This window comes from Paraburkholderia sp. GAS41 (genome assembly GCF_050436545.1).
GTDB lineage: Bacteria > Pseudomonadota > Gammaproteobacteria > Burkholderiales > Burkholderiaceae > Paraburkholderia.
Window position 1 is genome coordinate 116,930 of record NZ_JBNDMK010000013.1, and the last position, 18,264, is coordinate 135,193.

Below are 18,264 nucleotides of genomic sequence, written 5' to 3' on the forward strand. Positions count from 1 at the left end.
AAGTAAAATGGTGATAATTCACCAAACCATTAGTTTTATTCATACTCAACCATGCTTGAGAGAATTCATCTGGCTATCGTCCAGGCAGTGGACAGGTACGGCTCGCTGACCGCAGCGGCTGACATCCTGTGCGTGACGCAATCCGCGCTGAGCCACTCCATGAAGAAACTGGAGCAGCAGCTCGGCACGGATATCTGGTTGCGCGAGGGCCGCAGTCTGCGCTTGACCCAGTCCGGCGAATACCTGCTCGCGGTGGCCAATCGCGTGCTGCCACAACTGGATCTCGCCGAGGAGCGGCTGCATCAGTACGCACAAGGCGAACGGGGCGCACTGCGCATTGGCATGGAATGCCATCCCTGTTATCAGTGGCTACTCAAGGTGGTCTCGCCGTATCTCGCGCGCTGGCCGGACGTGGATGTCGACGTCAAACAGAAATTCCAGTTTGGCGGTATTGGCGCCCTGTTCGGCTACGAAATCGATCTACTCGTGACGCCGGATCCGCTCTACAAACCGGGCTTGCGCTTCGAACCGGTGTTCGACTACGAACAGGTGCTGGTCGTGAACCGCGAGCATCCGCTCGCCAGCGTGGACTACGTGAAGCCGGAGCAGTTGACGCAAGAGGTGTTGGTCACCTATCCCGTGGAGATCGACCGGCTCGATATCTACAATCAGTTTCTGATGCCGGCTGGCGTCACGCCTCGGCGTCACAAGGCCATCGAGACCACCGACATCATGCTGCAGATGGTCGAAAGCGGCCGGGGCGTTGCGGCGCTACCCCGCTGGCTGGTGGAAGAGTACGCGGGCAAGATGAACCTCGTGCCGGTGCGGCTGGGGCGAAAAGGCATCGCCAAGCAGATTTTCCTGGGTGCGCGCGAAACCGACACGGAAATTGATTACCTCAAGGCCTTTATCGAGCTGGCGCGCATGCCGGCTGCTATTTAGCCCTTTAGCCGCTTCACGGCAATCACCGCAATCGCATCGGGCATTACTCGAACCGATCGTCACCATAAAGAATTCCGATTGTTGTTGATCTGGACTTTTCGGGTTCCTAACATGAATCGACGGTACGAAAAAACGATAACGCGGAGACACTGTCTATGGATGCGCACGCCGGGCCCGAACGGGCCATTAAAACAGTAGAGGATGCGATTCGTCTGGTGGAGGCAAGCCGGCTGACGCATATCAAGGTCGGTCTGTCCGACGTCGATGGCATTCTGCGCGGCAAATATCTGCGTAAGGATAAATTCCTCGCGGCGCTGCGTGCGGGTTTCGCGTTTTGCAATGTCGTACTGGGTTGGGACGTGGACGACCAGATGTACGACAACACCCGCTATACGGGCTGGCATACCGCCTATCCCGACGCCATGGTCCGCATCGTACCGGAGAGCTGCCGGCGTTTGCCGCTCGAACAGGGCGACGGTGAAGACATGTTGTTTTTCCTTGCCGAATTTGCCGAGGATGCCGAATCAATCTGTCCACGCGGCCTGCTGAAGCGCGTGCTCAAACGTGCCGAACAGGCGGGATTCGAGGCGTTTGCGGCGCTGGAATATGAATTCTTCATGTTCGAAGAAACGCCGCATTCGGTGCGCGAAAAGCACTACCGTGACCTGAAAAACTGGACACCTGGCAATTTCGGCTATTCGGTGCTGCGCAGTACGGTTCAGGGCGACTTCTACCGGCAATTGCTCGACCTGTGCGAGCAGATGGACATGCCGATCGAAGGCCTGCATACGGAAACCGGGCCTGGCGTGCTAGAGGCCGCCCTGGCGTTCGACCACGCGACTGAGATGGCGGACAAGGCCATGTTGTTCAAGACGTTCACCAAGGCGCTGGCCCAGAAAAACAATCTGATGGCCACGTTCATGGCGAAATGGTCGCATGACCACCCGGGACAAAGCGGCCATATCCATATGTCGTTGCGCGAGAAGAGTACCGGCAAGTCGGTGTTTTACGACGAAAGCCGTCCATACAATATGAGCGCGAGGCAAGCCAGTTTCATGGCGGGTGTGCAACGCTACCTGCCTGAATTCATGTCGATGTTCGCGCAGACCGTGAACAGCTATTCGCGTCTCGTGCCGGGTTACTGGGCCCCGCTCGATGCCACCTGGGGCGTCGAGAATCGCACCACGGCCTTGCGGCTGATCCCTGGTTCGGAGAAATGCCAGCGTGTGGAAGTGCGCATCGGTTCGGCCGACGCGAATCCCTATATCGCATTGGCAGCGGCCTTGGGCGCCGGCTTGTACGGAATCGAACAGGGCCTTGATCCGGAGCCGATCGTTCAGGGCAACGCCTATACCCAGGAATTTCCCGGCCACCTCAAATTGCCCAACACGTTGTGGGAATCCGCACAGCGACTACGCCATTCCGAAGCCGCCAAAACCCTGTTTGGCGAAGCGTTCGTCGAACATTTTGTGGCGACCCGCGAATGGGAAGAACGGCAGTTCCGTCGGCATGTGACCGATTGGGAGCTGGCGCGTTACTTTGAAATTATCTGAGCCCAAAACCACCCGCTCCCATGATGAAAGACGAACTGGTCAGCCTTAGCCCGATCGACGGCAGCGAATTCGTGCGCCGCCCGTATGCCAGCGAAGCGCATATCGGGCAGACACTGCGCAGCGCGACGATTGCCCAGAAGGCGTGGGCCGCCATGCCGCTGTCGGAACGGCTGGCGCTGGTGGGTCGCGCAGTCGATTGCTTTGGCGAAAACAAAGCCGCCATCGCCGATGCGATTACACGCCAGATGGGACGCCCGCTGCGTTACGCCGGCGGCGAAGTGGACGGCTTCGCCGCACGCGCACGCCACATGATGGCGATTGCGGAAGACGCGTTGAAACCCATTCAGGTGGTGCCCCAGGCGGGCTTTACACGCTTTATTTCACGTGAGCCGGTTGGCGTAGTGTTGACCATTGCGCCGTGGAATTACCCCTTGCTCACAGCCGTCAACAGTATCGTGCCCGCGTTGCTCGCGGGCAATGCGGTGATTCTCAAGCACTCCGATCAAACCCCGTTGTGTGCCGAACTCATCCATCAGGCGTTTGTTCAAGCCGGGTTGCCCGAAGGCGTCTTTCAGTATCTGCATGCGGATCACGAACGTGTGGGCCGATTGATACGCTCAAGCGAGATCGGCTTTGTCTGTTTCACCGGTTCGGTAGGCGGCGGCCGTATCGTCGAAGAGGCCGCGGCTGGACGGTTTATCGGTGTGGGACTGGAACTGGGCGGCAACGATCCCGCTTATGTGCGCAGCGATGCGAAGCTCGATCACGCGGTGGAGACGCTCGTCGACGGCGCCTTTTTCAATTCGGGCCAGTCGTGCTGCGGTATCCAGAGAATTTATGTCACTCAGGCGGTGTACGAGGATTTTGTCGAACGTGCCGTGGCGCTCACGAATCAGTATGTATTGGGCAATCCGCTCGATGCGCACACCACCTTGGGACCCGTCGTCAGGACAGCCGCCGCGGACGGCGTTCGGACCGTGATTGCCGAGGCCCTTACCAAAGGCGCTAAAAATCTGATCGATGAAAGCCGCTTCGGCATGTCGCGGATCGGCACGCCTTATGTCGCGCCCGCTTTGTTGGTGAATGTCGACCACGGCATGACGCTGATGAACGATGAGTGCTTCGGACCGGTGGTGGGCATCATGCCTGTGTCCAGCGACGAACAGGCCATCGAACTGATGAACGACAGCCCCTACGGCCTGACCGCTGCTGTATTCACGCGCGACGAAGAAGCGGCCCTATCGATCGGCCGACGCGTCGAAACCGGCACGTTCTTCATGAACCGTTGTGACTATCTCGACCCGGCCCTCGCCTGGACCGGTGTGAAGCATACCGGCCGGGGTGTGACGTTGTCGGTGGTCGGCTACGAACACCTCACGCGTGCCAAGTCTTTTCATCTGAAAACCGGCCTTTGACCGGGACTTTCGAAGGAATTTCGTATGACACTGCCCAGCGTGAACTGGAATTATCCCACCGCGGTCAAGGTCGGCGCCGGCCGCATCCGCGAATTGCCGCAATGGTGTGAAAGCGTGGGCATGCGCCGGCCGCTGCTGATTACCGATCCGGGTCTTGCGTCATTGCCGCTGATAGCCGGCATGCTGGAACACGGCCGCTCTGCCGGACTCGAGTGCGGGCTGTTTCACGATATCAAGGGCAACCCGACCGGCAAGAACGTCGACGATGGCGTGGCCGCCTTCAAGGCCGGCGGTCACGACGGCGTGATCGCCTGCGGTGGCGGCTCGGCGCTCGATGCGGCCAAGGCGGTCGCGCTGATGGTTGGTCAGGCGCGTCCGCTGTGGGACTTCGAGGACGTCGGCGACAACTATTTGCGCGTCAATGTAGCCGGCATGGCGCCCGTGGTGGCCGTGCCGACCACAGCCGGAACCGGTTCGGAAGTCGGCCGGGCCTCGGTGATTACCGACGAACACGCCCATGTGAAGCGGATCATCTTTCACGCAAAGATGTTGCCCGCTGTCGTCATTCTCGATCCTGAGCTGACGGTGGGTTTGCCCGCGAAATTGACGGCGGCCACCGGTATGGACGCTCTGTCGCACAACCTGGAAGCCTATAGCTCGCCGTTTTATCATCCCATGGCAACGGGCATCGCACTCGAAGGTATGCGTTTGATCAAGCAGTTTCTGCCGCGCGCGGTCAAGGATGGTCAGGACCTCGAAGCACGTCTGCAAATGCTGGTGGCTTCGAGCATGGGGGCCACTGCGTTTCAACGCGGCCTGGGCGCGATGCATGCGCTGGCCCATCCGCTTGGGGCTTTGTACGACGCCCATCACGGCATGCTGAACGCCATTCTGATGCCGTATGTCCTCAAGGCCAACGAAGCGGTGATCGCAGAGCGGATCGAATTGCTCGCGCGCTACCTGGAGCTGGCGCAGCCGTCGTTCGCATCCTTCCTGGACTGGGTGCTGGCGATGCGCGATTCGCTCGGCATTCCCCATACGCTGGCTGAAATCGGCATCGATGCCCGGGATGCGGCGAAGGTCGGCGACATGGCCGTGGTCGACGGATCCGCCGGCACCAACCCGATTCCATTCAGTCAGGCCGACTACAGCCGGATTTTTGTCAGCGCAGTAGAAGGCATGCTGTAACGCCAGCCTGATTGCGTCCGTGCGATTGAGGGGTTGCTGTGGCAAGAATCGGCATCGCTGGCTTTCTACATGAGACCAATACTTTCGCCGCCAGCCGCGCGCGCTTTGCGACGTTCGTCGAAGCGGACGCGTGGCCCGGTTTGCTGGTTGGCGAGGAGATGTTCCGTGCGGTCTCCGGCGTCAATCTGGCGATCGACGGTTTTATCCAGGCCGCGCAGAGCACGCATCAACTCGTGCCGCTGTTGTGGGCCTCGGCCAATCCTGGTGGCCCGGTTACGGAAGACGCATTCGAAGCGATTGCCTTCATGCTCGACCGCATGCTGCGTGATGCGGGTCCGTTGGACGCGCTGTTTCTCGATCTGCACGGCGCGATGGTGAGCGAGCACCTGGACGACGGCGAAGGAGAGTTGCTGCGACGGCTGCGCCAACGAGTCGGCGCCGCGCTGCCGATCGTCGTGGCGCTCGATTTTCACGCCAATATCACGCCCGCCATGTTCGAGTATGCGAGCGGCCTGCTGGCGTACCGCAGCTATCCACATATCGACATGGCGCAAACCGGGCAACGTGCGCAGGTTCTGCTCGACCGCTTGCTGGGTGGCAGGGTTTTGCATAAAGCCTATCGCCAACTTCCCTTTCTGATTCCCATGCCATGGCAAAGCACCTTGATCGAACCGATGCGCGGTCTGGTTGCGCTGGGTAACGCGCTCGCATCGGAGCAGGTGTTTGCGGCCGAATTGGTGCCGGGGTTTCCGCTTGCGGACATTTACCACAGCGGACCCACCGTGCTCGCCTACGGCCACGACGCGATAGCCGTCGAACGCGCCGCCGAAGCGTTGGCGCAGGCCGCGCTCGCGAGGCAGGCCGGTTTCGGCGGACGGCTGTATGCGCCGGACGAGGCCGTCGCCTACGCGCTTCAGCACGCGCTACGACCCGGATATGGGACGGTCATCCTGGCCGACACCCAGGATAATCCGGGCGGCGGCGGCAGCGGGGATACGACCGACATCCTGCACGAACTGCTGCGGCAAAACGCGCAACGAGTTTGCGTCGGCGTGTTGTGCGATGCCGCCTTTGCCGAAGCGGCAACGCGTGCGGGCGTCGGCGCGGTCATCGAGTTTGCGCTAGGTGCGGTGAGCGGCACGGGAGCGCCGCCGCTGTATGGGCCGTTTGAGGTGCTGGCGCTGGGCAGCGGTCGTTTCACGGGGACGGGCCCGTTCTATCTGGGCTGCCACATGGATCTCGGCGCGATGGCCCGGGTGCGGTGCGGTGGCTCCGCTGGCATCGAGATCGTCGTGTCGAGCCGCAAACAGCAGGCTGCCGATCGGGCCATGTTCCGCCATATCGGTGCTGATCCGGCTGATTACCGCATTCTGGTTCTCAAGAGCTCGGTCCATTTCCGGGCCGATTTTGCCGCACTGGCGGACGACATCCTGGTGGTGGCCGCGCCCGGCGCCAACGTCGCGGATCTGCGCCAGCTACGCTACGAAAAATTGAGGCCCGGCGTCGCGCTGCTGTGAAATCAGCCCAGTTCGATAGAAGGCCGCAGCCACGGCGCGTTGGCGTCGATGATCGGCAGGAAGCGGTCTTTTAGCAATTGCACGCTGTCCTGGGCGAGCTGTTGCGGCAGCACGCCCAGATCGTCTTGACGGGCGACCAGGGTGAGTTCACGGAAGAACTCCTCGCCGGGAATGGGGAGTAATCGAAATGCCTGGGAGAACCTGTTGTCCACGGTCAGCCCTGACTGCAGCAGGCATAACGGCGTGGTGATGGTCCAGCCCGCATTGGCCATGACCAGTGACATGATTGCGAACGTGTTGTCGAGCTGCAGGCGCACCGGCGGCTGGATTCCCCATTTTTCCAGCTGTATTTCGATGCTTCTGCCAATGACGGTGCTATTGCTGTAGCGGATGAAGTCGTCTCTGACCAGCAGACTGCGCAACGACGCGACGGGTCCTTTGAAGTCGCCGGGCAACACCAGAACAAAAGGTTCGCGCAAGATGCGCTGGCGGTAAAACAACGGGTTTTTCAACACCGCGTCGTCCGAGATGATGATGTCGACCCGTCTCGACAACAATGCTTCGGCATGCTGATGCGATTGACCGGTCACCATCGACCAATTCGAGGTGCGCTGGCGTATCGCCGCCAGCAGTTCGGCACCGATACTGGTGGCCATGGAATCGACCAGCGCAATCCGGATGTGTTTGAGCGGTTCGCCCTGCGCCTTGTGGAACTCCTGGCTCAGGTGCCTCGCGTCGTCCAGCAGCGTACAGGCCCGGTTATAGAACTGGCGGCCCACGGGTGTCAGTACGGGGGGACGTTGCGAGCGATCCAGCAATTGCAGATTGAGGGTTTGCTCCAGGTTCGAAAGCGTCTGGGAAACCGAAGATTGCGTGAGATTGAGTCGTTGACCGGCGGCGGTCATGCCACCGCACTCGACGACGAGCACGAAAACTTCGAGCGCCTTCAGATCGAAATTGATGCCGTTTTGCATATGACCCGCTGATTCGCCGCCGCGAGAAATGGCCGGATGTGAGGGGACCGCGCCGCACCTCGACGTAGTGTACCCGGTGTTATCGCTGCGTAAAATCGGGGTGGAAGCGCGCTGAGCGGCGCTTGCCAGGAGATAGCGGAATCCGGGAGCGATTTGGGGCATCGTGCCCGGCGAACACAGTGCCTGCAATGAATCAGCCCGCTGCCCCAGCGCCCGTCACATTGGAGCCGTCTTCACTGCGTCGGGCGGGAAGCATGCCCCGGTTGCGCATGGCGGCGATCACATCCTCGACCACCAGGTCATCGAGCAGACTTTGACCATCGCGCTCACGTCGTGCATTCGCGCGGTCAATCACGCGCTGAAGATCTGAAGTCTCGGCAGCGATGAACACAGCCAGCCCGTAGCCATATCGCTCGACGAGCGCCTGATTGAAAAAGTATTTCATGCTTTCGTTTTCGGTCGCTTCTGAAGCTTCGCTACCCGCATGCGGATAGCGTCAGTTGTTTTGTCTATAAGGCGGTTATCGACCGCGCAACTGAAAATCTTTAGAAACTTGCGATTTTCATTTCGATCCGGTTGCCGCGCGAACTGAAAATCGTGAGTATCACGCTTTCATTGGACGGAGAAACGATGCATACAATTAGGATACCGCATGGATGGCAACCGTCCGGCGGTTTTCCGTTATGATGTTTTGCGGCAGGCGAATAATTCTGGATTAGTCGCCCATAACCCCTCTTTGAACCACTCTGGATTGTGTCGATGATCGAAGACCGCTTTCTCGCCCGGCTGGAACAACTTATCGCCGGCGGTCAACGCCGCATTCTCGGTGTAGTCGGCGCGCCGGGTTCCGGCAAATCCACGTTGGCGGAGCAGATCCTCGAAGCGCTGCCCGGCCGCGCCGTGGTCGTGCCAATGGATGGCTTCCACCTCGCCAATGTCGAACTCGAACGTCTCGGGCGCGCGTCCCGCAAGGGCGCTGAAGATACCTTCGACAGTGCCGGCTATGTCGCGCTGCTGAAGCGCCTGCGCACACCCCGTCAGGATGAAATGGTCTACGCGCCGGCATTTCGCCGGGAGATCGAGGAGCCGATTGCCGGGGCCATTCCTGTGAGCCCCGACGTGCCGCTCGTGATCACTGAAGGCAACTATCTGCTGCTGGAGCGCGGGCACTGGGCAGCGGTTCGTCCGCTTCTCGACGAAGCGTGGTATGTGGACGTCGATCCGGAATTGCGGAGGCAACGTCTCGTAGCGCGTCACGTCAGATTCGGCCGGAGTGAAGAAGCCGCCCGAGACTGGGTTCAGCATACTGACGAACCCAACGCGGTATTGATTGAATCGACGCGGCATCGTGCGGATCTGATTTTCCAGTCGTAGGAACTTCAACCGGCGGACGCTTTGACGGAGATCGCCGCGGGCGTCGACATTGACGAACCGTTACGCGGCTAACCTGGAACGACGGCACGATGGATTCCATGCAGCGTTGGACGTTGAAGTGGGCGCACGGCGAAGCAACGGCACAGTCGCTTGGTGGCATGCTGGCTCCCGTGCGATTCGAGCTAGGGGGCGGACGATCCGTTTCGCCCTTATACGTTGCACCGTGGGGCGATGACGACCGCTGGCCGGGACTGCTGCGCGGATTGCGCGGTGAATGGCCGTGCCTGCCTTTTGGAACGGTGCAGGCCCCTCCTGATCTGCCGCCAGGTTTCGAGAAAACGCACGCCGCCGATGCCTGCAATCATGGCTACGGCGCGAATCACATGTGGCATCTCGTCGAGCGGGCCGCAGATAGGCTGATACTCCGGATTGATTACCCACCGGAGGGCGAAATCGAAAGTCTCGAACGCACCATTGAAAGCGATCCCGACGCGCCGGCTTTGAACGTCTCTTTGACTGTTCGCGCACGCAGAGGCACGATCTTACCGTTCGCACTTCACCCCACGTTTGCAATACCGGATGAGGGCATCGAGGTACTCGCCTGTCCGCATCAGGCGATTCACAGCTACCCGGTCCCGCCGGAGCCGGGCGTTTCCCGAACCCTGCCGAACCAGGCCTTCGCTTCCCTGAAGCAGATACCCACCGCATGCGGTCCTATGGATGGAACGCACTTGCCCCTCTCTGAACAGACCGAAGAGTTGTTGCAAATGGTGGGATGCCAACCGCCTTTTGTCTTGCGATATTCCGCGCAACAGGCCGACGTTCTGCTCGACTGGAATCCAGCCGATCTCCCAGACGCGCTCCTGTGGATCAGCAATGGCGGCCGCGCGTACGAGCCGTGGTCCGGACGGAACTTTGCATTAGGTGTCGAGCCGGTCCAAAGCTTCTTCGATCTCGGACGCGTGGTGACGCCTCCTGCCGACCATCCGCTCGCGGGCCGCACGGGTCTCGCATTTCGCGCTGGCGTGCCGCGCACGATCCGCTATCGGTTGTCGGCGCGCCCGCTTACCCCCCGGCCCGCTTCGCACGATGACCGTGTTTCACGAGCGCTTCAATGACCCGCTCGCAATGATCGCCCTGCACTTCGATCACACCGTCCTTGACCGTTCCGCCAGAGCCGCAGGCCGCGCGCAACTGCTTGCCTAACGAGGCCAACGCAAGAGGATCGAGCGCCAGTCCTCTGACGATCGTCACGCTCTTGCCGCCTCGACCCTTGGTCTCGCGCATCACACGCACCACGCCGTCGCCTGCCGGCAAGGTTTGGGCAACCGACTTGCAGATACATGCGGCAAGCGCCTGCCGGCATTCGGGACACATGCGGCCGCCATCGGTGGAATAGACAAGGCCGCCTTTTGAACTACTCGCCATGATGGGTTTACCCAGAAATACCAAGGTTGAAATCTGGGCGAGTTTAGCAGGCGCACCCAAGCGGGCGCTTCTGACTAGCGTTGCTAGCATGAAGGACGTGGCCGGCGAATTTGCAGCGCGGTCTGTTCGGATGACGTCAGCTTTCGTTCGCTCGACGCAATGAATCGCCCGCCGGGCGAGTGGCTTCCCGCATGGGTCCATCCGTGTCGAAGGTGGCCGTGTTCGGGTCCTCGTCCCTGACGATTGCCTGGACCCGTTCGACGACTGCTGCCACGCGCTGGCCGTCCGCGACGATCTGCCTGAATGCAGTCCTCGCCTCATCGAGATCAGGCGTTGCACGCTCGAGCCAGCGCAAGCCTGCAGCGGCATTGGCCATCATCGCCGTCAATGGTTGCATGACCTCGCAAGCGATCTCGTTAGTGAGCACGGTTTCGTCGATCATGAAAGTGACCTCGCGCTTATTGTCGTGCCGGCGTAAAGACACGCGATGGCAGAAGGCGTCGAAATCGAAGCTGAGTTAAGGATATTCACCCGCTGCGATCGCACCGAAAGCTTGTTGTCAGTCGTCAGATCCGGCGCAAACACCTATGGCATTTACTCTATACCCTTTGACTGGCGCGACGTTATTTTTTACGTGAAATAAGGTGTTCCGCGGTGTCTGTTTACCCGTTTAGCGTCATACAGATGACGCCGACATCGCAGCACCTGTCACGGCGTTTACAGGCGCCATACAAATGGCGCAAACCTGTCTCCCTGTACGGCCGTGCTGATGTAAACATCAAACGAATAGCCGCCCCATGACTGCCGACCACCCAGTTACTTAAGCCGTAGCTTCCGGGACGCGCGCCGCCAGCCGTGCAATTTATCTCACATCATGATATAAATGCAGGTTCTGGGTTTTAGACCATTGGCTGTCGCAAGGGAAATCATGAACGCGCATAAAGGCGATTTCGCCACAGATGTCCGGCTTCTGCGGATCAGTGCCATCGCGGCGGTCGGCGGCGCGTTGAGTACGGTCGCCGCCGATTTTCTGCTGCACCTCATTCGCTTCTTCACCAACCTGTTCTTTTTCCAGACGCTCTCTTCGGCGAATCATTCCCCGTCGCAGAACACGCTTGGATTGTGGGTGCTTGCGATTCCCGTAATTGGCGGCCTGGTGGTGGGATTGATCGCGCGGTACGGCTCGGAGCAGATTCGCGGCCACGGCATTCCCGAGGCCATCGAAGCCATTCTGTTCGGCAAGAGCAAGATGTCGCCGAAAGTGGCAATCCTCAAGCCGCTCGCCTCGGCAATCGCAATCGGCAGCGGCGGCCCCTTTGGTGCAGAAGGACCGATCATCATGACGGGCGGCGCGATCGGCTCGCTCGTTGCTCAGTACTTCCATCTATCCAGTGCCGAGAGAAAGGCGCTTCTGGTGGCCGGTGCAGTGGCCGGCATGACGGCCGTGTTCGGCACGCCCGTTGCCGCGGTGTTGCTTGCCGTCGAGCTTCTGCTGTTCGAGCTGCGGCCCCGCAGCCTCTTGCCGGTTGCCATCGCGTGCGCGGTCGCAGGCTTTACCCGGCCGCTGCTGCTGGGCAGCGGCGCGTTGTTTCCGCTGCATACGTTGCCGCTGGGCCCGCTGGGTCTGGTGTCGTCGGCGGTTGCGGGACTGGTGGCCGGTGCGTTGTCGTGGGGATTGTCCACGGGACTCTACAAAATGGAGGACCTGTTCCACAAGCTGCCGATCCACTGGATGTGGTGGCCGGCATTGGGCGCAATCGCAGTGGGGATCGGTGGCTATTTTCAGCCGCGTGCGCTCGGTGTGGGATACGACGTCATCGGCGATCTGCTGCAGAACCACCTCGCTGTGAAGGTCGTGCTTGCAATCGTCCTGGTCAAGGCCGTCATCTGGGTGATTGCGCTGGCCTCAGGCACATCTGGCGGCGTCCTCGCTCCCTTGCTGATGATGGGCGCAGGCGTGGGCGCCGTCGTCGCCCCGTACATGCCCGGCGGCCAGCCCGCAGTCTGGCCGCTCGTGTTCATGGCTGCCGCGCTCGGCGGCATGATGCGCGCGCCTGTGATGGCCGCCGTGTTTGCCTTCGAACTGACGGGCGACGCCAATGCTTTATTACCCCTACTTGCAGCTGCCGCCGTCGCGTATGGCTTTACGGTGGTGTTCATGCGCCGCTCGATTCTGACCGAGAAAATCGCACGCCGTGGCTATCACATCTATCGCGAGTACGGCATCGATCCACTCGAAAGACATTTTGTCGACGAGGTCATGACCCGCACGACCGAGACGATCGACGCGAAAGCGACAGTCGCCGAAGTACTCCGCGATAACTTCGGAGCCGGTCAGAAGTATCGCGCCTATCCGGTTGTGGACGCTGGAATCCTGATGGGGATGGCAGACCGGAAGATGCTCGATCAGATCCCGGCAGAAAAAGCTGATGCTTCGATTGGCACGTTCTTTACCCACGCGCGACCCCAGATCGCTTTGCCGCAAGAGAGTTGCAGAACCGTGGCAGCCCGCCTGGCCATCAACGGACTTGACCGGGTTCCCGTGGTTCACGACGAGAAGACTCATCGTCTGCTTGGCATCGTGTCGCGGCACGACCTGGTAAAACCCTCGAAGATGGTGTTCAACGAAGAGCATGAAGTCGAGCAATTCCGTCGCGTCTGGACGTCAAGCAGCACCCGCCTCGCGCCAACCAGCAAACGGGGAAATATGCCTCGCTAAAGCGGAGTGGGACATGACCTGCTCCGCTACAGCGTGGCAGTGACCCCGCCGTCGACATAGAGGATGTGACCATTCACGAAGTTCGAAGCGCCGCTCGCGAGAAACACCGCGGCGCCGACGAGATCTTCCACATCGCCCCAGCGGCGCGACGGTGTCCGGCCGATCAACCAGTTGTTGAAGGTTTCGTCCTTGACGAGCGCCTCGGTCAGCTCCGTTTTGAAATATCCTGGACCCAAGCCGTTGACCTGAATGTTGTGCTGCCCCCAATCAATGGCCATGCCCTTCGTCAACATCTTGACCGCACCTTTGCTCGCCGTATAGGCGGCAATATTGGGTCGACCCAGTTCGCTCTGCACCGAGCAGATGTTGATAATCTTGCCGCGCCTGCGCCCGATCATATGACGGGCCACCGCTTGTCCAACCAGAAACACGCTGTCGACATTCGTCCTCATAAGTTCTTCCCACTGCGCATGGGAAAACTGTTCGAGCGGTGCGCGACGCTGCATGCCCGCGTTGTTGACCAGAATATCGATCGCGCCGATCTCGCGTTCGATGCGCTCGATCGCCGCCTCGACGTCTTCCGCGGACGTCACATCGAAACGCGCCGCGTGAGCGGTTGCGCCCTCGGCGTTCAACCGGCTAACGGCTTCCGTCAACGGCGCTTCGTGGCGAGCATTCAGAATGACTTCAGCCCCGGCGGCGGCAAGCCCTCGCGCCAATGCGTAGCCAATTCCGGCGCTCGACCCCGTGATCAGCGCACGACGTCCCGACAGATCGAACAGCTGCAAAATACTTTCCAATTCGGCTCCTTGTGATGGGTCTGGCGCGATACACAACACAGACGGGCTCCCGTCCCCGCACCGGGAGTCCCAATCCCCTGCCCGTGGCTAGTCGAGGCCGCCCTGGCAGAGATACTTGATCGAAAGATAGTCGTCCAGACCATATTTTGATCCCTCACGGCCGTAGCCCGATTCTTTCACACCGCCAAACGGCGCCGCCTCGTTCGACACCGCCCCTTCGTTGATACCGACGATACCTGCTTCCAGCCGGCGCGCAACGCGATCGATGCGGCGCACGTCCTGGCTGTAGAAGTATGCGGCGAGGCCAAACGGCGTGTCGTTGGCTACGCGGATCACTTCCTCTTCAGTGTCGAAGCGAAACAGTGGCGCGACCGGACCAAACGTTTCCTCGCAACTCAACTGCATCTCGCCGGTCGCATCGGCGAGCACGGTCGGTGCGTAGTAGTTGGGACCGAGTTCCGTCAGCCGCTTTCCGCCTGCCAGCACCCGTGCACCTCTCGAGACGGCATCGTCGATGTGACGCTCGATCTTTTCGACCGCGCGTGCGTTGATCATCGGGCCAATCTGGGCGGCATCGTCGGTGGCAGGCGCGACTTTCAGCGCCGCCACGCGGATCGCGAGCATTTCGCTGAATTTTTCGTACACGGACGACTGCACGTACACGCGATTCGGGCACACACAGGTCTGTCCGCCGTTGCGGAACTTCGACACGAGCACACCCGTAACGGCAGCCTCCAGGTCCGCATCGTCGAACACGATAAAGGGCGCGTTACCACCGAGTTCGAGCGAGAGCTTCTTGAGCGTCTCCGCCGACTCGCGTGCCAGATACTTGCCGACCGGCGTCGAACCCGTGAACGTAATCTTGCGCACCCGACTGTCGTGCAACCACGCGGCCACAGCGGGCACCGCATTCTCGCGCGACGACGCGATCAGGTTGAGCACGCCGGGCGGCACGCCCGCTTCATGCGCGAGCATCACGAGCGCAAGCGCGGTGAGCGGCGTGTCCTCGGCGGGCTTGCCCACCACCGTGCAGCCTGCGGCAAGCGCGGGCGCGATCTTGCGAGCGAGCATTGCGAGCGGGAAATTCCACGGCGTAATGGCCGCGACAATGCCGATCGGCTCCTTGATCGCACTCATCCGCTTGCCGCGCTGCTGCTGCGGAATCAGGTCGCCGTAGATGTGCGCCGCTTCGTCCGCAAACCAGGCAACATATGAAGCGCCATACAGCACCTCGCCGCGCCCTTCCGCTAAAGGTTTGCCCTGTTCCAGCGAGATCAGGCGGCCGAGCGAATCGGCGTTTTCGAGCATCAACGCATGCCAGCGGTGCAGCACGGCCGCGCGCTCTTTCGGCAGCGCATCGCGCCAGCCAGGGAAGGCGCGCGCCGCCGCGTCCACCGCCGCGCGGGCGTCGGCCTCGCCGCCGTCGGCGATGGTGGCGATCACTTCTGCTGTCGCCGGATTGGTGACGTCGAAGCGCTTGCCGTTTGCAGACGCGACCCACTGACCGTCGATATAGTGCCCGGTGCGAATCAGGTCGCTCAGTTCGAATTTCGTTGCCATCGAAGACTCCTTGTTCAGGCGAGGCGCTCGGCAATCGCCGCGCTGTCGCTTTCAGGCGTTGGGGAAGCCGGAAAACGCATTCTCGCTCGAACCCGAATTTCGCGCTCGAAACTATCCTTTGCCGGCGCCAGGGGCATGACCGGCGAGCGGCTGTGACCCCTTATAGTTCATGACACCGCGTCCGTGTCCCCTTGTCCGCACGGCCAGCGTCCTCTATTGGAAACGCATCACCTCCCCCGACATCGAAAATGTCCTCGATGCCGAATTCGCGCAACCAATAAAGGACGTGTTTTATCACTGTCCAAGGCTCATGGTGTGCTCCTCGCGAAAACGCCGCTCAGTGAGCGGGGCTCAATGAAACGCATTGTCATGCACCATTTCAAACAGCTTGTGGTTGTCCCGATAGTCCACCTGAACGCCGACGATAACGGGACCCGGTGTATCGAGTGCCTTCTTCATGACAGCGCCAATCTCATCTGCAGTACGGATCATCATTCCCACCGCCCCGAAAGCTTCCGCATATTTCACGGTATCGACCGGGCCAAAGGTGATTCCCGACGGGCGGCCATATTTGGCGATCTCCTGCACCGCGACCATGTCATAGGTGCCGTCAATCAGGACCATATGCACGAGGTTCGATTTGAGCCGAACTGCGGTCTCAAGCTCCATGCTTGAAAAGAGAAAACCGCCATCGCCGGAGATCGAGATCACCTTCTCCGTGGGTCGCACCAAGGTCGCGGCGATGGCCCACGGCAAGGCGACGCCGAGTGTCTGCTGACCGTTCGAGATCAACACCTGACGCGACCTGAAGCTGTAGAGATGCCGCGCGAACCAGAGATGAAACGATCCCATGTCGAGACAAAGCGTGACATCGGGCTCAAGCAGTTTCTGCAGCTCGTAAACGATCCTGAGCGGATGGACCGGCGCCCCACTCAGCCGCGCGGCGTGCTGACCAAGCAAGGCGCGCTCCTCCCTGATCGCATGCAGGATGCGTGATGAGATGGGTGACTGCTCCTTGCGACCGAGCCGGTGCTTCAGCGTCGCAAGACTTTGAGCGATGTCCCCGACCAGTTCCACAGACGGGCAATAGTGCGAGTCGAGATCGGCGGGGAGCACGTCGATATGAATGATCTTGCGCTCGCGGTCCTTGTTCCAGAGTGCGGGCCAATATTCGACTGGATCATAGCCGACCGTTATCACCAGGTCCGCGGCCTCGAGCAACCTGTCGGCCGGTTGATTGGCAAGCTGCCCCACGCGCCCGCCAAAATCATCCAGCAGGTGTGCGGCAATCGCACCGGCTGACTGGAACGTACCCACCACCGGCAACTGATGCGCGGCGATCATCTCCCGCACCGCCGTTGCGTTGGCAGTCTGGCTGGCCAGCAAGCCAATCAGCACGACAGGTGTATGGGCTGCGTCGATCAGGCGCACGGCTTCCGCAATGGCCGCGTCGTTCGCCGCACCCTGCCCCGAGAATGCCGGCGCGCTCAGCGGCTTGCCTTCAGCCGGCGCCGCCATGATGTCACGAGGCAGGCTGACGAATGCGGCGCCCGGACGACCCGACTCCGCCACGCGAAACGCATTGCTGACCACCTCGGCAACGGCATGCGGTGCGCCGACCGCGCCACTGAACTTAGTGACCGGCTTGCAGATGGACACCGAGTCCATCGTCTGATGGAGATGCTTCAGGGACTCATCCGTTGCGACCGCACCGCCCAGCGCGACGACCGGATCGCCTTCGGAGTTCGCCGTCGCGAGACCCGTGACGAGGTTCGAAACGCCGGGGCCCGACGTCGCGATGCACACACCGGCTTTCCCTGTCATGCGGCCAATGCCGCCGGCGATAAAGGCGGCATTCTGTTCGTGCCGGCAGACGACGGTCTGGATCCGCGAAACACACTTCCCTTACTAGGTCTTTCCCAAACTTCAGACGGGTGGTTACAAATATCATGCGGCCGTGGTATCAAGTGAAACAGATGCATACCAACGTATGCCTCCGTTATCCGAGATGATCGAATTTCGAGCCATGAGTTCTATAGTAGTGGGTGGCGTAGACCATTAATCTGTTGCCTGAATGTATGGAGAATGAAATCAATCCTTACAGGACGATCACAACAGTATCGGTCAACGTCGCATTCTCCATACGGATGCTCACAGTCTGATCGTGGGAATTCGTTGGGCATAAAGGCAGTTCCAATAACGTCGCTTAACTCTTCCGTTACAGGTGAAAATATGAACTTGAGGAATAGGGTAGTTTGCATCGCAGCCACGGCCCTGCTATCTACCGTTGCTTACGCGCAAACGCCCGCAGCAACATCCGACGCCGATGCCGCGGCACCCGCTCAAGCTCCGATGACCAAGAAGGCTGTACGTCAGGCGAATCATGCGTTCGCGAAGCGCGTTCAGCAGGTCCTTTACAAGACCAAAGGCCTGCAAACGGCTGACATCGTAGTTTTCGCAAAAGCGGCCACGGGTCAGGTGACGCTGGCGGGATTCATCGAGACGGAAGATCAGGATCGGATTGCCCAGGACGCGGCTTCCAAGGTTCAGGGCGTTAAGTCGGTCACGAGCAAGCTCACGCTGCAGGAACAAGGCAGCTAAGCGAACACCCGCCCAGATTGATGGCGGTCGGACGAGGGCGTAACACCGGTGTCGCGCCCTCGTTTGCTTGGTGCGGGCTGACTTGCCTCCCCCTCCATCGTCGATGTCTGGCTCACGTCACTACGCATGAGCCGGTGTCTCCAGCAACACCCGCCACCCGCATAGCCTCTCGGCACTGAGTCGCGCCGCCGGG

16 protein-coding genes are annotated in these 18,264 nt (G+C 60.6%); 9 read left to right on the top strand and 7 right to left on the bottom strand.

The window, feature by feature from the left end:
• The first annotated feature begins 51 nt into the window (after positions 1 to 51).
• The 5 genes from P3T43_RS19140 (at position 52) to P3T43_RS19160 (ending at position 6,615) form a co-directional block, all read left to right on the top strand.
• On the top strand, positions 52 to 942 hold the full coding sequence (locus P3T43_RS19140) for a LysR family transcriptional regulator (RefSeq protein ID WP_429282602.1): 891 nt from the start codon (positions 52 to 54) through the stop codon (positions 940 to 942).
• Between the two features lie 155 nt (positions 943 to 1,097).
• Positions 1,098 to 2,495 carry a glutamine synthetase family protein gene (locus tag P3T43_RS19145; RefSeq protein ID WP_429282603.1) on the top strand — a complete coding sequence of 466 codons (1,398 nt, stop codon included), beginning with the start codon at positions 1,098 to 1,100 and terminating at the stop codon, positions 2,493 to 2,495.
• A gap of 23 nt (positions 2,496 to 2,518) precedes the next feature.
• On the top strand, positions 2,519 to 3,910 hold the full coding sequence (locus P3T43_RS19150) for an aldehyde dehydrogenase family protein (RefSeq protein WP_429282674.1): 1,392 nt from the start codon (positions 2,519 to 2,521) through the stop codon (positions 3,908 to 3,910).
• A 24-nt stretch (positions 3,911 to 3,934) separates the two neighbouring features.
• Positions 3,935 to 5,098 carry an iron-containing alcohol dehydrogenase gene (locus P3T43_RS19155; protein WP_429282604.1) on the top strand — a complete coding sequence of 388 codons (1,164 nt, stop codon included), beginning with the start codon at positions 3,935 to 3,937 and terminating at the stop codon, positions 5,096 to 5,098.
• Between the two features lie 38 nt (positions 5,099 to 5,136).
• Positions 5,137 to 6,615, top strand: a complete 1,479-nt coding sequence (locus P3T43_RS19160; RefSeq protein ID WP_429282605.1) for a M81 family metallopeptidase — start codon at positions 5,137 to 5,139, stop codon at positions 6,613 to 6,615.
• A gap of 2 nt (positions 6,616 to 6,617) precedes the next feature.
• On the opposite strand, the gene P3T43_RS19165 is transcribed toward P3T43_RS19160, so the two are convergent.
• Both P3T43_RS19165 and P3T43_RS19170 read right to left on the bottom strand, forming a co-directional pair.
• A complete protein-coding gene (locus P3T43_RS19165) occupies positions 6,618 to 7,589 on the bottom strand; it encodes a LysR family transcriptional regulator (protein ID WP_429282606.1) in 972 nt (323 codons plus the stop codon).
• A 193-nt stretch (positions 7,590 to 7,782) separates the two neighbouring features.
• Entirely contained in the window at positions 7,783 to 8,034 is a 252-nt protein-coding gene (locus tag P3T43_RS19170; protein WP_429282607.1) for a hypothetical protein, read from the bottom strand.
• Between the two features lie 314 nt (positions 8,035 to 8,348).
• On the opposite strand from P3T43_RS19170, the gene P3T43_RS19175 reads away from it, so the two are divergent.
• Both P3T43_RS19175 and P3T43_RS19180 read left to right on the top strand, forming a co-directional pair.
• On the top strand, positions 8,349 to 8,963 hold the full coding sequence (locus P3T43_RS19175) for a nucleoside/nucleotide kinase family protein (protein ID WP_429282608.1): 615 nt from the start codon (positions 8,349 to 8,351) through the stop codon (positions 8,961 to 8,963).
• 89 nt (positions 8,964 to 9,052) lie between these two features.
• Complete coding sequence (locus tag P3T43_RS19180; protein ID WP_429282609.1) at positions 9,053 to 10,081, top strand: hypothetical protein; 1,029 nt, start codon at positions 9,053 to 9,055, stop codon at positions 10,079 to 10,081.
• Here P3T43_RS19180 and P3T43_RS19185 read toward each other — a convergent pair.
• Together P3T43_RS19185 and P3T43_RS19190 are read right to left on the bottom strand one after the other, a co-directional pair.
• A complete protein-coding gene (locus tag P3T43_RS19185) occupies positions 10,029 to 10,391 on the bottom strand; it encodes a translation initiation factor Sui1 (protein WP_429282610.1) in 363 nt (120 codons plus the stop codon). The two genes, P3T43_RS19180 and P3T43_RS19185, sit on opposite strands and share 53 nt — an antisense overlap.
• Before the next feature lie 136 nt (positions 10,392 to 10,527).
• Positions 10,528 to 10,833, bottom strand: a complete 306-nt coding sequence (locus tag P3T43_RS19190) for a hypothetical protein (protein WP_429282611.1) — start codon at positions 10,831 to 10,833, stop codon at positions 10,528 to 10,530.
• A gap of 486 nt (positions 10,834 to 11,319) precedes the next feature.
• Between P3T43_RS19190 and P3T43_RS19195 the strand changes: the two genes are divergently transcribed.
• The gene (locus tag P3T43_RS19195) at positions 11,320 to 13,110 is read left to right on the top strand and encodes a chloride channel protein (RefSeq protein ID WP_429282612.1); all 1,791 of its coding nucleotides are present in this window, start codon (positions 11,320 to 11,322) and stop codon (positions 13,108 to 13,110) included.
• A 26-nt stretch (positions 13,111 to 13,136) separates the two neighbouring features.
• Here P3T43_RS19195 and P3T43_RS19200 read toward each other — a convergent pair whose 3' ends face one another.
• The 3 genes from P3T43_RS19200 to alsS all read right to left on the bottom strand — a co-directional run bounded on the left by P3T43_RS19200 (position 13,137) and on the right by alsS (position 17,357).
• Positions 13,137 to 13,910: a glucose 1-dehydrogenase gene (locus tag P3T43_RS19200; RefSeq protein ID WP_429282613.1), complete on the bottom strand. Its 774-nt coding sequence runs from the start codon at positions 13,908 to 13,910 to the stop codon at positions 13,137 to 13,139.
• 87 nt (positions 13,911 to 13,997) lie between these two features.
• On the bottom strand, positions 13,998 to 15,470 hold the full coding sequence (locus P3T43_RS19205) for an NAD-dependent succinate-semialdehyde dehydrogenase (protein ID WP_429282614.1): 1,473 nt from the start codon (positions 15,468 to 15,470) through the stop codon (positions 13,998 to 14,000).
• A 351-nt stretch (positions 15,471 to 15,821) separates the two neighbouring features.
• Positions 15,822 to 17,357: an acetolactate synthase AlsS gene (gene alsS, locus P3T43_RS19210; protein WP_429282675.1), complete on the bottom strand. Its 1,536-nt coding sequence runs from the start codon at positions 17,355 to 17,357 to the stop codon at positions 15,822 to 15,824.
• A gap of 465 nt (positions 17,358 to 17,822) precedes the next feature.
• On the opposite strand from alsS, the gene P3T43_RS19215 reads away from it, so the two are divergent.
• Complete coding sequence (locus tag P3T43_RS19215; RefSeq protein ID WP_429282615.1) at positions 17,823 to 18,071, top strand: BON domain-containing protein; 249 nt, start codon at positions 17,823 to 17,825, stop codon at positions 18,069 to 18,071.
• Positions 18,072 to 18,264: the final 193 nt, after the last annotated feature.

Coding starts and splice junctions, on each gene's coding strand:
- P3T43_RS19140 (WP_429282602.1), top strand. CDS start 52: ATGCTTGAGAGAATTCATCTGGCTATCGTCCAGGCAGTGGACAGGTAC.
- P3T43_RS19145 (WP_429282603.1), top strand. CDS start 1,098: ATGGATGCGCACGCCGGGCCCGAACGGGCCATTAAAACAGTAGAGGAT.
- P3T43_RS19150 (WP_429282674.1), top strand. CDS start 2,519: ATGAAAGACGAACTGGTCAGCCTTAGCCCGATCGACGGCAGCGAATTC.
- P3T43_RS19155 (WP_429282604.1), top strand. CDS start 3,935: ATGACACTGCCCAGCGTGAACTGGAATTATCCCACCGCGGTCAAGGTC.
- P3T43_RS19165 (WP_429282606.1), bottom strand. CDS start 7,589: ATGCAAAACGGCATCAATTTCGATCTGAAGGCGCTCGAAGTTTTCGTG.
- P3T43_RS19170 (WP_429282607.1), bottom strand. CDS start 8,034: ATGAAATACTTTTTCAATCAGGCGCTCGTCGAGCGATATGGCTACGGG.
- P3T43_RS19175 (WP_429282608.1), top strand. CDS start 8,349: ATGATCGAAGACCGCTTTCTCGCCCGGCTGGAACAACTTATCGCCGGC.
- P3T43_RS19180 (WP_429282609.1), top strand. CDS start 9,053: ATGGATTCCATGCAGCGTTGGACGTTGAAGTGGGCGCACGGCGAAGCA.
- P3T43_RS19185 (WP_429282610.1), bottom strand. CDS start 10,391: ATGGCGAGTAGTTCAAAAGGCGGCCTTGTCTATTCCACCGATGGCGGC.
- P3T43_RS19190 (WP_429282611.1), bottom strand. CDS start 10,833: ATGATCGACGAAACCGTGCTCACTAACGAGATCGCTTGCGAGGTCATG.
- P3T43_RS19195 (WP_429282612.1), top strand. CDS start 11,320: ATGAACGCGCATAAAGGCGATTTCGCCACAGATGTCCGGCTTCTGCGG.
- P3T43_RS19205 (WP_429282614.1), bottom strand. CDS start 15,470: ATGGCAACGAAATTCGAACTGAGCGACCTGATTCGCACCGGGCACTAT.
- P3T43_RS19215 (WP_429282615.1), top strand. CDS start 17,823: ATGACCAAGAAGGCTGTACGTCAGGCGAATCATGCGTTCGCGAAGCGC.